Raw genomic sequence first — 14,461 nt, 5'->3', positions numbered from 1 at the left:
ATTGTTCGCCGGCCAATCTCACAACTTCGTCCGCATGTGGCGGAATCTCGCATACCAGGAAACGCCAATGGCCGCAAACACAAAGCCCGAATATGCGCTCCATCCAGCCGACCAAAAGTCTTCGCGGAAGCCGCTGAATACGGCCCGACCAAAGCTCGCGACGCCCAAGAACATGAAAGCCACAATCCCGAGGACGCGAAACACCGGCCTCGCCTTCGGCGTCGATTCGGAGCCGTCCAGTAGCGGCGGATTCAACGGCGGATTCGCGGGGTTGTCCATGCGGTTATTCTAGCAGGCCGGCCGGGCTGAATTGAAATCGGCGTTTGCGTTTGAGCGGATAAATCATGGCCGGATTATCCCCGACCGCCGGCAGCCGGAGCAAGGATGCCATCCTCGCCGCGATTGTCGACTTCCCCGACTGTCACCACGCCCATTGGTTCGGCAATCGCGAAATCCGGGCTGGTCCATCGACGGCTAAGAGCCTATCCGAGAATCGCCTGCGGAGAGGGGGACAGTTCCCGTTTTGCTCCGCGACACCCTCACCCCGGCCCTCTCCCGTCAAGGGAGAGGGAGAAATCGAGGACGGTCCCCGGCGGTTCCGGGCTGGTCCTTCAACGACAAGGCCAGTTGGCGCGGCAGGAGCTATATTTTCATAGCGCCCGGCGTTTTGGACCGAATCGGGCGCATTTTCACTCAAAGAGGGAATGTCAAGATGGGAATGTACTGCTCAGTATCGGCAGCTTCGTCAGGAGACCTCGCTCGACTTTCATCGGGGCCAGATTCGTCGGGCGGAATATCGGGGCGAGGCACCGCCACGGCCGATCGTGTTTCGCTCGAAAAGGCCTGGCATGGCTTGCACTACCTACTGACGGGCGAAACGTGGGAAGGTCATGGCCCGCTCGCGTTCTTGTTAGCGGGCGGCGAGCGGCTCAGCGATGATCAAGAGTCGCCGCTCCGCTGGTTTGCACCGGAAGAGACGAATCAGATTTACCAGGCGCTCTCCAACGTTTCCGACGATCAACTTTGGTCGCGATTCGACGCCAATGAGATGGAACAGCAACAGATTTATCCGGGCATTTGGGACGAACCCGAAGACGACCTCAAGGAAGAATACTTGACGTATTTCCGCGAACTGAAACAGGTCGTCGCAATGGCCGCCAAGGCCGGCCAGGGCTTGCTGGTGACGCTTGGCTAGTGGCGAGTCAATGCTGAATTGATGGGTGCCGTGGCCGCCGCCCTGGGCGGCCATGCCTCGTTGCGGCTCATGCCCACGCCGACCCGCTCGGGGGCCCGGAGGGCGCCCCGCGCGGGCGTGGCACCGCACGCTGATCCAGGCTCATTCGCCCGGCGCGCAAAAAAAGATCATGGTAGGCCGATCCGTCGTCTTACCATGATCTTTATCCTGAAACAGGACAGCCTAGCTAGCATCTGCCATCCTGTCCTCCCAACCGAATTGTATTGGTTCTATCGGCCGCGCCGCGCGAGGCTCTTAAATCGAATCGAAGGACGGTAGCCAAGATTCTGCGAGACTTGGCAATCTATAGAAACAATGACGTGCGCGTTTCTAAACTAAGAACGCTTAACGAAACCGGTTGGGAGAAGGGGAAAGTCCCCGCCGCGGCGGACGTTCCTCGCGGCGTTTTGAAACTGCTTCTTGTGGAGCGTCAAAGCTGCTTTGACATGTTGGGTGCCATGCCCACGGCTCGGCGTGGGCATGAGTTCCAACGAGGCATGGCCACTCAGGGCAGTGGCCATGGCACCCGTCAATTCAGCATTGAAGCTCCCCTACGGCCCGACGGGGGGCAGGCGATCGAGCGGTGAATTGACCGGCGGGAGTGGCTGGATTTTGGAAGTTGGCGGGAGCGGCTGAGTCGCCGCGGGGCGCTGCGGATCGCTCGGGGCGGTCGAGTAGTCCGTCGATTGCACTGGAGGCAGCAGGCGCACCTCGGTGGCCGGCCAGGGCTGAGCGGTCGATCCTGAATCGGACGGGTACGAAGTGGGTCGCACGTAATTGTTGTTTTGCGCCGCCGGCGCCACGAAGTACGTGTTCGTGTTGCCGACCGGGGGCAAGGGGCGCAGGGTCGATTCCGGCCATGATGCCGAGCGAGCGGGTTCTGGAGGCACTCCGGAATCTGCCGCCGAAACAATCGGTGGCAATCGTCTCGTCAGTGACTCGGTCGATTGCCATGCCGGCAGCGGTTGCCGAGGCTGGACCGTTGAGTCGTTTATGATGACGGGCCGGGCGTGTGACGGTTGCGATTCGACCGCTGCACCTGGCTGCTGCGAACGAGCCGACGAGACAAAGACGGATTCACGCGGAGCGTCGGGTTCGCGAGGAATCATTTGAGAGGCGCTCGTTTGATCCGCCGGCCTGACGACGGGCGGCCGTTCACTGCCGACTCGCGTCGGGCTGCGATCGTTTGTCTGTTGAGAAGACGATGATATCTGGCTCACCGGAATCGGCCACCGCTCGACCGCCGCCGACTTATCCGGCAGTGGCCGCCAGTTGAGGTCATTCGATTGTGAATTGTTGTTGAGTTTCTGTTCGCGCGATGGATCGGCGTTATCGGCCGGCGAGCGCTGGAATGAGGATTCCCCATACGCTGAGGGAGCTGATGCCGCTGCCGCCGGCTCGCTAGTTGACGGCTGGACAGCCGCGAACCGCGGAGTCGCCGGTTGCGCTGCAATGGGTCGTGAATCAGAAAGCGTTGCCGTCCTCAGCGACCATTGTGTCGGCTGCGGCGCTGGGACCGGCTGAGGTGCAACGGTTGGACGCGGCGCGGCGGTCGATCGGAACGAATACGTCGATTGCGGCGCGTTATTCGTTTGTGGGGCAAGCGGCGGGTGGTTCGCGTCGGTGGCGGCTCGATCCTGCGATCGCGCCAGCGGCTGCTGCGCTGCTTGCTGCTGGGCGGCTTGTTGTTGAGCGGCAGGTTGCTGAGCTGTCGATTGCTGCCCCGCCGGCACCTGCCCCTGCGGCGCGCGGGCCGGTTGGACCGTCGGCTGCGGAGTGTAAGCGCGCAACGTTGTTCCGGGCGGCGCCGACCGTCGGTCGGTCGTCGCCGGCGGAGTGACCGTTTGCGGCTGAGGAGTCGTCGAAGGGATTTCTTCCAGCGGCTTCACAGGCACTTGCTCCGACCCAGCAGGCGGACCAGGCAGCGGACCGACGGGCGGCGGGAGCGGATAGTTCGGCTCGGTTCCGCCGCTGACCGGCGATCCCTGATGGAAGATATAATTCAGCGCGTGCGGCTGCCAGCGCGAGGACTGGCGATTGGCCGCGTCCTTGTAAGCCTTGCCTGGCCACGGACCTTCGGATAGATAGACCTCGTTGTAATCGAGCAGCGAGCCCTTGGCGTAGTGCAAGTTCTTGATCGCCAACTCGTATTCCACGAGGGCCGCGAAAAATAGGCTCTCGGCCTCCGCAATGCGGCGCTGTGCTTCGAGATACAAATCCAACGGGGCTTTGTCCGACTCGTAGGCCGCTTTGGTCGAGGCCACATCGGCTTTGGCCGCCATGCGGCGGTTGTACGCGGTCTGCGCCGCTTGATAGGCGCGGTCCACTTCGCCCACGGCGTTGCTCACGTCGAGCACGACTTGCCGCTCTTGATCGTCGAGGATCGCCCGCTCGCGCGACAACACGAGCTGCGCGTTGCGGACCGCGGCGTGCCCCTGGCGCTCGCCGAGCGGAACGGACAACTCCATGCCGACTTCCCATTCCTGATGTTGGCCGCTGGTAAGATCCGCGAAAGCGCTGTTTTCCGTCGTGTTGTCCATACCGTCTTTGAGATCGCGGCCGAAACCGCGAATTCGATACAGGCCGAAGGTGTCGAGCTTGGGCAGCAGGAAATTGCGGCTTGCGATGAGCGCCAGCTCTCCGCGCTTGATGACCCACCGCTGGCGTCGCAACTCAGGCCGGCGATTGATGGCCTCGGGCAGGATTTCATCCCAATTGAAGACCACTTTCGCCAGGCTCGGTTCGTCGGCGGGGCGAATCAGGCGGCCGTCGTTGGCCGGCAAGCCAATCAAGAACCGCAAGCGACGTTCGCAAACCCGAACTCCACCCGCCGCCCGGAACGTGCCGCCGCCGGAGCCGTTGTTGGTTTGCGTTCCCTCGTTGAGCCGGCCGCTCCAGGCGTTTTGCACCTCTTCCTGGAATTGGAAGTATTGCAGCCGGGCTTCGGCCTCTTTCTCGGCCTCGCCGCCGCGGCGGCCCGCCAGGAACAGGGCATGCGTCTTGCGCCAGCTTTCGAGCGCGTTGTCGCGAGCCGCGATCTTCGCGTCCAGATCGCGATAGGCAAAATACAGGTCCCAATACGCGTTTTCGATGTTGCTGACCATGTCGCGCAGACCCAATTCGAAATCGGCGAGGCTGATGTCGGTATTCACCCGAGCGATCAACACGCCGTTCAAGTTCCCCGGCGAGCCTTTGGGCCCCGCGATCCGATTGTATTCCACGCCGGCGCCTTGCAATAACGGCTGGCGGACCGAGGCCTCGAAATTCGTGTCCCAGGAGCTGCCGAACAAGTTGCCGGGGCTGTTGTTGTGGTCGTAAACCGTGTTGTGCGCGAAAGTGAACTGGCTGCCGGTCGCGGCCGTCTTCGTGATATCGCTGCGGAAGACGTCGGTGTCTTGCACCAGGTCGCGCGTGCCGCCGCCGAAAAAGACGTTGTTGATGAAGCGATTGTTTCGCTGATAATCGACGCGCGAGTTGAAGGTTGCGTCGAATTCCGAAAGCGCCGCCTCGACGCCTGACTTCGGATCGGTGTCGATGATGGCCGGATCGGCGATCGTGCGAATGTTGGGAGGCGAACGAAGCACCGTGCCCCCCAAGTCGTGCAGCACCTTCGACTTTGCCAGACCCAATTGCATCGCCTCTTCCAACTTCATGTCCCAATACGTGGGATGACTGTCGGGCCCGATCGCTTCAGGCGAGGGGCAGGTGATCGCGGAGTCGCTCGGGCAATCAGCAATGTTGGGGTATTCAATCTCGGTCGCCACCTTGTTGTAATGGTCCGCGTCGTCGCTCAAACGGAATTTGAACGGCGCATGCTGAGCGCCACAGCCAGTCGACAAAGCGGCCGTCGCTAGCATTAATCCCAAAATGGAGAGCGAGATTCGGTTCATGACTATCCGAATGGTGGCGGCGCGATCCGATGGCGCCGCTAAACTGACCTTTCTTCGACCTACTCATCGGCATCGGCACGGGTGGAAATACCGACAATTTCGGTACAACCGGCAAGATTTTCGCAATTTGCCAAGCGGCCGGCAGCGCTCATGATCACGCTGCGGGAGGATAGGGAGTTTGGCAGGGGCCGGAGAATGTTGGCAGGGTTCGGCAGCGCGCCAGGGCCGCGACCGCCGCTTGCGGTTGGGTTATATTGGAAGTTCTATGAGCTACGAGCCATCACCGCACGAATTCGCTTCCGAGCCGGTTGCCGGCCGAGAGATCGAGGACTTGGTCGATGATCTGGCCCGGCTGGCCGGATCGGACCTGACCGGACGGCAGTTTCATCAGTTGGTTCTCGAACGGGCGGTCGAGGGCTTGGCGGCCGTTGGCGGCGCGATTTGGATTCGCAGCGCCGACGGTCAAATCCATTTGGAGTGCCAGTTTCGCCTTGATGCGATTCCCCTGGCGGAGAATTGGGCGGATGCCCAACGCCACACGCAGTTGCTCGCCGCGGTGCTTGCGACCGGCGAGGGGCGCGTGATCGCGCCTCGTGCAACTCTCGCCGGCGAGCCGCAGGCGATCAATCCGACCGACTATCTGCTGGTGCTCGCCCCGCTTGATGCGGAAGCCGGCGCCGCCGGGCTGGTCGAGGTGTTTCAGCGGCCCAACGTCACCACACTTGCCCAACATGGCTATCTCCGCTTCCTCGCTGCGATCGGCGAATTGGCGGCCGAACATCAGCGGAATGCTGAACTCCGCGAGCTGCGCGATCGGGGAACTCTCTGGCGGCAATTCGAACGATTCACACAACAGGTTCACGGCAGCTTGGAACTGCGGGCCGTTGCCTACACGATCGCCAATGACGGCCGCGATCTAATCGGCTGTGATCGCGTGAGCGTCGCGCTCGCGATCGGATCGGGCTGCCGGCTGCTGGCCGTCAGCGGGATCGACAAGCTCGACCGGCGGGCGGAGGTCGTGCGGTCGCTCGAGCAACTTGCGACAGCGGTGAACTCGGCGGGCGAGCCGTTTTGGCAAGCCGAGGGCCACGCGGACTCCCCGCCGCAGCTCGCGGTCCCACTCGAGCGGGTGCTGGATGAGACTCACGCCCGCGGCTTGGCGGTTCTGCCGTTGCACCGGCCGCGAGAGGACCGCCCCGATTCGCCCGACTCGGTTTCCGCTCAGACCGATGGAGCGCCGATCGGCGCCCTCATCATCGAGCGATTCGACGGAGCGGGCTTCGATCCCGCGCAGCGCGAACGAATCGCGGCCGTGTGCCGGCAGAGCGGTTCGGCGCTGGGGAACGCCCAGATGTACGAAAGCGTTCCATTGCTGCCTCTGTGGCGCACTTTCGGCCGCGTCGGCTGGTTGGCGCAGGCCAAGCAGTTGCCCAAAACGGTGTTGGCCTTGGCGCTCGTCGCGGCGGCCGCGATCGCGCTCATGGTCATTCCGGCGGATTTCGATATCGCAGCCCGCGGCGAACTCCAGCCGAAGCTGCGCCGCGAAGTGTTTGCGCGGTCCGACGGGATCGTCGATCGAATCGAGGTTCAGCAGAATCAGAAGGTGGCGGCCGGCGATCTGTTGGCCATTCTTCGCAAACCGCAGCTCGATTTCGAATTCAGCCGCTTGGCGGGAGAGATCCAAACGGCCCAAGCCCGGCTCTCCGCGATCCAGGCCTCGCGGTTGGCGACAGGCCGCGACAGCGCGGCGAACACGACCGAAAAGATCAATCAGCTCTCGGCCGACGAGGAAGAGGTAAAATCGCTCCTGGCCAGTCTCGTGCAACAGCAGAAACTCCTGCGTGCCCAGCGTCTGGACCTTGAGCTGCATAGCCCGATCGACGGCGCCGTGCTCACCTGGAACGCGAAGGACCTGTTGGCGGCCCGGCCGGTCGCTCGCGGACAGGCGCTGCTGTCCGTCGCGGACACAAATGGCCCCTGGGTCCTGGAACTGCAAGTTTCCGACAATCGGATCGGGCACGTGCTGGACGCGCAGCAGAGCGAAGCCGAAGAGCGCAAGGTCCGACAAGGAACAACGACGGATCTGCCGGTGTCGTTCATCTTGGCAACGGGGCCGGGAGTGACGTACAACGGCAAGATCGCTCGAGTGGCGCTGTCGACGGAGAGCGACAAAACGACCGGGGCGACAGTGCTCGTCGCCGTGAGCTTCGATCGCGCCGAGATTCCGCCCGAGCAACTTCGACCGGGAGCGACGGTGATGGCCAAAATCCATTGCGGACGGCGTTCGCTCGGCTACGTCTGGCTACATGAACTTTGGGAAACGATCCAATCGCGCCTGCTGTTTTGAGAGGTCGGAGGTCGGATGTTAGGCGGTTCGCTTACGTTAGCCCGTTCGCTTGCGAACCGGAGTGTCCTGGAGTTTGAGTGAAAAATGAAGCGCACGATCGCAGTCTTCGTTCTCTTAGTTCTCTTCGTCCGCGCCAGCGGCGCGGAGCAGAATGGCGGAGCGATTCATGTCGATTCCGTCGTGGTGACGCTGATCGAGCAGGTGGAGGTTTCCTCGCGCGAGGCTGGGCCGCTGGCGAACGTCGCCGTCCAGGAAGGGCAATCGGTCACGGAGGGAACTCTGCTGGCGCGGCTCGAGGACACCGAAGCGGTGTTGGCCCGGAACAAGGCCCAGTTCGAATTCGAGATCGCCAAGAAGCAGGCAGACAGCGACGTGAAGCTTCGCTATGCCAAGAAATCGCTCGAGGTCGCGACGACCGAGGAGCAGCGCGGACTCGAATCGGTCGGAAAATTCAGCAAGAGCGTCTCGCAATCGGAACTCGATCAGCTTCGTCTGGCAAAGGAGAAGGCGGCGCTCGAATACGAGCAGGCTCAGGAAGACCAGGAGGTCGCCGCCTTGACCGCCAAGCAAAAGCAGAACGAGGTCGATACCGCGACGTTCAACATCGAGCGCCGCCGCGTGGTCGCACCGATTTCGGGCGTGGTCGTGCAGATCAAGCGCCGCCGCGGAGAGTGGGTGCAGCCCGGCGATTCGATCGTGCGAATCCTGCGGATGGATCGGTTGCGGGCCGAGGCGTTTCTCAGCTCGCGTGAAACCGGCGGCGACTTGGTTGGTCGCCCCGTGTCGCTCGTGGTCGATCTGCCCGGCGCGCCGCGAACGGAGTTCCACGGCAAGGTGGCGTTCGTTAGTCCCGAAGTCAACCCGGTGAACGGCCAATTCCGCGTCTGGGCCGAAATCGAGAATCGCGACCAGCTCCTCCGCCCCGGCCTGCAAGGCTCGATGACCATCCTGCCCCGCGACCAGTAAGAGCCAAAACGCTTCGGAAATGCCCATGCCTCGCGTCTGGAAGCTCGCCGAAACCAACTACGCTTACGTGAAGGAGCATGCGTTCGAGGTGGCGGTGCTTCCGCTGGGAGCGACCGAGCCGCACAATCTGCACCTGCCCTACGGCACCGATGTGTTCGAGGCCGACGCGATCGGCGAGCAGATTTGCGCCGCGGCACACGATCGCGGGGCGGAGGTCATCCTGCTGCCGACGATCCCCTACGGCACCGAGACCAATCAAATGGCGTTTCCGCTGGCAATGAACGTCAATCCATCGACGCTCTTGGCGGTGATTCGCGATCTGGTCGATTCGCTCGCGCGCCACGGCATTCACAAGATCGTGCTGCTCAATAGCCACGGGGGGAACGATCTCAAGCCGGTGCTCCGCGAATTGTTCGGCAAGACACCCGCCCAGTTATTCCTCTGCAATTGGTACACCGCGCTGGCCGACCTGCAGCGGGAGATTTTTTCCGCGCCGGACGATCATGCGGGCGAGGTCGAAACGTCGCTGGCGCTTGCCTGTTTTCCGCATCTCGTGGCCCGCAATCCGGATGGCTCGCTCGCGGCCGACGACGGCGCGACCCGGCCGACGCGATTCGAGGCCGTGAACCGCGGTTGGGTCTCGATCACGCGCCCTTGGCATCTTCTGACGACCAATAGCGGGGCGGGAAACCCTCATGCCGCGACGGCCGAGAAGGGCCGCCTGCTGATGAAGCACGCCGTCGATCGCCTGGCGACCTTCCTCGTTGAACTCTCGGCCGCCGAATTGGACGAGCGATTTCCGTTTTAAGAACGCCTAACAAATCCGGCCGGGAGAAGGGGACAGTCCCCGTTTTGCTCCGCGGACTGCGCAAAAAGGGGACAGCCCCCGCCGGATTTGTTAGGCGTTCTAAACGTCGGCCCGTGCTATTTGATCCCCGTGCTTTGCTGGAGAGCGCCGTGAACGCCGAGGAGTTCTGGGTGGCGGGCGATTTTGTCGGAGAAGGCCCGCGCGTCGTTGAGAATCGGCTTGAGTTGCCGCGACAGCTCGTTGATGTTCGTCGAGGCTTCGTTCAGGTTCTGATAGAGCTGCGGGTTGTACATCAATTGGCCGAGCGAGCCTTCGCGGCTATTGAGCTGGCGGCTGAATTGCTGCATCTGGCCCAACAGTTCGTCGAGGCGGCGGACGCTTTGGTCCGCGTTGTTGATGATCGTTTCGCCGCGCTCGCCGAGCGGTTTCGTGAAGCCCTCCATATTCTCCAGGTTCCGTTCCGCTCGCGCCGATGTCCTTGAAATCGATGTCAACGCGTCTTGCGCCTGCTTGAGTGTCGTGGGCATCTCGGCGATGCTTTGGCGCAGCTTGGCGTTCGCTTCCGGATCGCCGATGATCGAATCGAGGCTCCCCATCGTTTTTTGCAGCATGTCGAGCGAGCGCTCCGTTTTGTTCAGCAAACGATCGAACTGCTCGTTGTTCGTCCCCAAGAGCTTATCGATATCCGTGGCCAGCTTGTTCACTTGATCGCTGGCGGTGGTGAGCGCTCGAGCGGCCCGGCTCATTTCCGGCTCGAGGTTCGACATCGACTGGAGCGGATTGTTGGCGACGGTCCCGTGGAGCGTTTCACCGGGTTGGACTGGAGCGTTCGCTTGCTTATCGGCTTTGTCGGCGATGGGTACGAATTGTCCCCGCCGCGGATCCCGCTGCCCCGTCGGCGCGAGGAAGTTGTCTTGTTTGTCGGCATCCGCTCCGGGAACGACTTGCAGTTCCGCGTCGCCCAGCAGACTGGCGGAGATTCGCACGGTGTCGCTGTGCAGTATTTTGTAATCCTGATCGACGGCCACGGTCACGCGCACGCGCTCCTGCTGCTCGCCGATCAACTCGACCTTCGTCACCCGCCCGATCAAGATTCCGCTCTTGCGCAACGGTGTGTCGACGGAAACGCCGGGGGCTTGGGGAAACTCGATATAGATGCTGTAAGTTCTGTGCAGGAGTGATGCCGGAAGATGGCCGAACAAGAGCGTCAGGAAGCCGGCGATCAGCGCGACCGCCAGCACCACCACCCCGACGCGAAATTGCATGATCCGTTCGTCCATGACTCACTCCGTCGCACCCCGACCCGCGTGAACTTCGGTTCGCAAGCGAACCGGCTAACGCAAGCGAATCGGCTATTGTTCGACCTCCGACGTCCGACCTCCGTCCTCATTCCCTCTGTCAGTTCGCCGCCGCCTGCTCTGCCAACTCCATCAGTCGTTCTCCCGCTTCGCCGCGCACAAACTGCCGCACGCGGCGATCCTGGCTGTGTTCCAATTGCTTCGCCGGTCCGTCGAAAATCATCTGGGGTTGGTCCGGCTTGAGCCGAGCCAATGAATCGAGCATGACCACCCGTTCGGCGACTTTTTGCACCGTATGCATGTCGTGCGTCACCACGACGCTCGTGACCGGGCGCTTGCCGCGCGTGCGCAAAATCAATTCATTGATCACGTCGCTCATGATCGGGTCCAGCCCGGTTGTCGGCTCGTCGTACAGAATCACCTCGGGATCGAGGACGAGCGCTCTGGCCAGTCCCACCCGCTTCCGCATTCCGCCCGAAAGTTCGGCCGGTTTTTTTCTCGCGACGCTTTCCGGGAGCCCGACTTCCGCCAACCGAGCGTGGACAATCTCACGAATCTTGTCGTTATCGGAATCCGTGTGCTGGCGCAGGGGAAAGGCGACGTTCTGCGCAACGGTCAGGCTGTCGAACAGGGCCGCGCCTTGGAACAGGTAGCCATAGCGAATCCGCTCGTGCGTCAGCTCGTGTTCTTTCAATTCCGCCAAATCTCGGCCATCGAATATCACGGCGCCGCCCGACGGCTTTACCAAACCGATCAAGCTCTTGAGCAGCACCGTCTTGCCGCACCCGCTCTCGCCGATCACGGCCAGCGTCTGCCCGCGCGGAACCGCAAGGCTCAGCCCGCGCAACACCGTCTGCCGCCCGAACTTGACCGTCAAGTCCCGCGTTTCAATCAGCGGCTGGGCCGGCTCTGAGGATTTGGTAATTGCAGCCATGGCACTTTTTGCCTACTGCTCATCAGCAGCGATTTTGGATTTTGGATTGCCGATTTTGGATTCTCAATCGCGAGCGACCACAATCCGCAATCCAAAATCGAAAATCCAAAATCAAGAATCCGCAATTCACAATAGCGTCACTCCCTGCGGCCAGATCATCGTATAAATCGCGTTAAGAATGATGGCGAGAAAGAGATCCAGAACAAGGATTGCGATAAATGAGTAAACAAACGCATTCGTGGCGGCCCGGCCGACCCCTTCGGCCCCCGGATCGCAATTGAAGCCGCGATGGCAACTGATCACTGCGATCGCCGCGCCGAAGAACAGGCTCTTCACCAGCCCCTCATAGAGATCATACGCGCCGACGAATTTTTGCGAATTGGACCAATAATAATGCGAGTCGATCCCCAGCAGCTCGACACTATAAAAGAATCCGCCGACGACCCCCATGAAATCGGCCATGATCGTGAGCATGGGGATCAAGAGCAGGCAGGCGAGAAACCGCGGGACGACCAGATAATGGATCGGACTGGCGCCCATGCTGCTCAGGGCGTCGATCTGCTCCGTGACGCGCATGGTGCCCAGCTCGGCCGCCATCGCGCTCCCTACCCGGCCGGCCAGCATCGTGGCCGCCAGCACGGGACCGAGTTCGCGGACGAGCGACATGTTGATGATCGACCCGAGCCGGGTCTCTAGGTGCAATTGGCGAAACTGCGAATAGCTCTGCACCGCCAGCACCATGCCGATGAAAGTGCCGGTGAGCGCGACGACGGGCAGGCTCAACACGCCCGTTTGATAAAAGGCCGGCAGCAGCGTTTCGCGACGCGGCAGCCGCCGTACGATCCAGCCGGTGATTCGCAGAAAGAAGAGGGCCATGTCGCCGAGCGTCGCCATCCAATTGAACACGACCTCGCCCAAATCGGCGATCCAGTCGGCGATCGCCAACCAAAACCGAGAGGCGAAAGTGTTCGGAGCGGCAGACATGGCGGTTAAGTACGAAGTACGAAGGCCGAAGTACGAAATATGAAAGAAGCGGCCTTCCGGCGCGGCGCTCGCCACGATTGCATACGGCACTCGCGCTGCTAGCTGCGCTCGCGCGCGACCGGCCGCTAAACTGATGCTTCCGCTCCTATTTCGACCATTTGATTCTACCGCTTGAGAGAAGTTTTCCGGTAACAGCGACTCGGTTGTTTGGTTAAACTGGAACGACGCTAATATCTCGGCACGGTCGGATCAATTTCGGTGGCCCAGGCGTCTATGCCGCCAGCCATGCTCTGTGCCTGATCGAAGCCCTGGCCGCGCAGCCAATTGGCCACGCGCAGACTGCGGCCGCCATGATGGCAGTGGACCACAATTCGACGGTCGCGGTACGGGGCCAATTCGTCGACCCGCGCCGCCAACTCGCTCATCGGCAGTAATTGCGCCCCCTCAATCTTCGCGATCGCAAATTCATCCGGCTCACGACAATCGAGAAGCAAAAAATCCGCGCCGGCGGCCAGATCTGAATGAACCGTGCGGCAGTCGGTTTCGATTGGAGCGGGCATAAGGGAGCGGGGCTCGGGATACGGGACTCGGGATTCGAGAATCCCTCGGCGCGACGGATGGGTGCGGCGTTCAGAGCAACAAAATATCTTACCGTTGGCCCAATTTCCGCTTGCGCCCGCGAATCCCGAGCCCCTAGTAATTTGGTGTCGGCGCACGATATTGGTTCACATCGATCTTTCGGAACCACTCGATCGTCTTCACGAGGCCTTCGCGTAGCGGAACGGTCGGCTGCCAGCCGAGCGTCGCGCGGGCGCGGGCGATGTCGGGGCGGCGCTTCGTCGGGTCGTCGGCCGGCAGCGGACGGCGCTCCAGCGGCGCCTTCGACCCCGTCAGTTCCAATACCAACTCGGACAGCTCGAGGATCGTGAACTCGTCGGGATTCCCAAGGTTCACCGGGCTAAAAACATCATCGGGCGCGTTCATCAAGCGAATCAATCCCTCGATCAGATCGTCGCGGTAGCAGAACGAGCGCGTTTGCAAACCATCGCCGAAGATCGTGAGCGGCCGTCCTTCGAGCGCTTGCAGAATGAAGTTCGACACAACTCGCCCGTCGAATGGATGCATTCGCGGGCCATAGGTGTTGAAGATGCGGGCCACGCGGATGTTGACCCGGTTCATTCGATGGTAGTCCATGAATAGCGTCTCGGCGGCGCGCTTGCCTTCGTCATAACAGGCCCGCGGACCAATCGGATTCACCGCCCCGCGATAGGACTCGGGCTGCGGATGGACTTCGGGATCGCCGTAGACTTCGCTGGTGGAGGCCTGCAAGACTTTCGCGCGGCAGCGTTTGGCCATCCCTAGCACATTAATCGCCCCGACGACCGACGTCTTCAAGGTCTTGATTGGGTTGAACTGATAATGGCCGGGGGCTGCGGGACAGGCCAGATTATAGATCTGATCGACTTCGAGCCAGATCGGATGAACCACGTCGTGACGGACCAGCTCGAAGTTCGGCTGTTCGAGCAAATGGCTGACGTTGGTTTTTTGGCTGGTGAAGAAGTTGTCGAGACAAATCACATCGTGCCCCTCGGCGACCAAGCGTTCGCAGAGGTGGGAGCCGAGAAACCCGGCGCCGCCGGTGACGAGAATGCGGTGGAGAGAAGGCACGGGGTTCGGGACTCGGGTTTCGGGGTTCGGAAAGCGGTCGCCGCCCGGCGTTGGGCAAGATCGAGCGCGGTCTAGGGGTCAATATAGTATCCCGACGGCCGCTGCCGATAGTCGCGCTTGGGCGTCCCCGAGTCCAAAGACCCCTAGCCCCGAGCCCCTAACTTTCCCCGATTCTCACTAGGGCTGTCTACTTTTCCACTCTGATAAAGGTGCGTATTATTTCGATGAGTTTACGGAGTCTGTTTTTCATGGCGGTTTCACCTTGTTATCTGTCCCCGCAGGGGATTTGCTGGAAGATCTCCAGCAGATTCCCGATCCTCGCGGGCTTCAGG

Annotated in this window: 11 protein-coding genes; 4 read left to right on the top strand and 7 right to left on the bottom strand. The window is 61.6% G+C overall.

From position 1 onward, the window contains the following. Positions 1-18: 18 nt before the first annotated feature. Positions 19-279 (bottom strand): hypothetical protein, encoded by a 261-nt coding sequence (locus VGY55_03995; protein ID HEV2969127.1) that lies wholly within the window; start codon positions 277-279, stop codon positions 19-21. 433 nt (positions 280-712) lie between these two features. On the opposite strand from VGY55_03995, the gene VGY55_03990 reads away from it, so the two are divergent. Continuing rightward, positions 713-1,195, top strand: coding sequence for a YfbM family protein (locus tag VGY55_03990; GenBank protein ID HEV2969126.1), 483 nt, complete (start codon positions 713-715; stop codon positions 1,193-1,195). A gap of 590 nt (positions 1,196-1,785) precedes the next feature. Here VGY55_03990 and VGY55_03985 read toward each other — a convergent pair. After that, positions 1,786-5,124 carry a TolC family protein gene (locus tag VGY55_03985; GenBank protein HEV2969125.1) on the bottom strand — a complete coding sequence of 1,113 codons (3,339 nt, stop codon included), beginning with the start codon at positions 5,122-5,124 and terminating at the stop codon, positions 1,786-1,788. Positions 5,125-5,389: 265 nt separating this feature from the next. On the opposite strand from VGY55_03985, the gene VGY55_03980 reads away from it, so the two are divergent. The 3 genes from VGY55_03980 (at position 5,390) to VGY55_03970 (ending at position 9,245) form a co-directional block, all read left to right on the top strand. After that, a complete protein-coding gene (locus tag VGY55_03980; protein HEV2969124.1) occupies positions 5,390-7,471 on the top strand; it encodes a biotin/lipoyl-binding protein in 2,082 nt (693 codons plus the stop codon). An 84-nt stretch (positions 7,472-7,555) separates the two neighbouring features. Next, positions 7,556-8,437, top strand: a complete 882-nt coding sequence (locus VGY55_03975) for an efflux RND transporter periplasmic adaptor subunit (protein HEV2969123.1) — start codon at positions 7,556-7,558, stop codon at positions 8,435-8,437. A gap of 25 nt (positions 8,438-8,462) precedes the next feature. After that, on the top strand, positions 8,463-9,245 hold the full coding sequence (locus VGY55_03970; protein ID HEV2969122.1) for a creatininase family protein: 783 nt from the start codon (positions 8,463-8,465) through the stop codon (positions 9,243-9,245). 116 nt (positions 9,246-9,361) lie between these two features. Here VGY55_03970 and VGY55_03965 read toward each other — a convergent pair whose 3' ends face one another. The 5 genes from VGY55_03965 to VGY55_03945 form a co-directional block, all read right to left on the bottom strand. Continuing rightward, a complete protein-coding gene (locus VGY55_03965) occupies positions 9,362-10,525 on the bottom strand; it encodes an MlaD family protein (protein HEV2969121.1) in 1,164 nt (387 codons plus the stop codon). Between the two features lie 118 nt (positions 10,526-10,643). Next, positions 10,644-11,477: an ABC transporter ATP-binding protein gene (locus VGY55_03960; protein ID HEV2969120.1), complete on the bottom strand. Its 834-nt coding sequence runs from the start codon at positions 11,475-11,477 to the stop codon at positions 10,644-10,646. Between the two features lie 126 nt (positions 11,478-11,603). Then, positions 11,604-12,371 (bottom strand): ABC transporter permease, encoded by a 768-nt coding sequence (locus VGY55_03955; protein ID HEV2969119.1) that lies wholly within the window; start codon positions 12,369-12,371, stop codon positions 11,604-11,606. 317 nt (positions 12,372-12,688) lie between these two features. Beyond that, entirely contained in the window at positions 12,689-13,021 is a 333-nt protein-coding gene (locus tag VGY55_03950) for a rhodanese-like domain-containing protein (protein HEV2969118.1), read from the bottom strand. Between the two features lie 133 nt (positions 13,022-13,154). Further along, positions 13,155-14,129 carry a UDP-glucuronic acid decarboxylase family protein gene (locus VGY55_03945; GenBank protein ID HEV2969117.1) on the bottom strand — a complete coding sequence of 325 codons (975 nt, stop codon included), beginning with the start codon at positions 14,127-14,129 and terminating at the stop codon, positions 13,155-13,157. Between the last annotated feature and the right edge of the window lie 332 nt (positions 14,130-14,461).

The organism is Pirellulales bacterium, assembly GCA_035939775.1.
In the GTDB taxonomy this organism is placed as follows: Bacteria; Planctomycetota; Planctomycetia; order Pirellulales; family DATAWG01; genus DASZFO01.
This window is presented reverse-complemented; position numbering and strand designations above follow the sequence as displayed.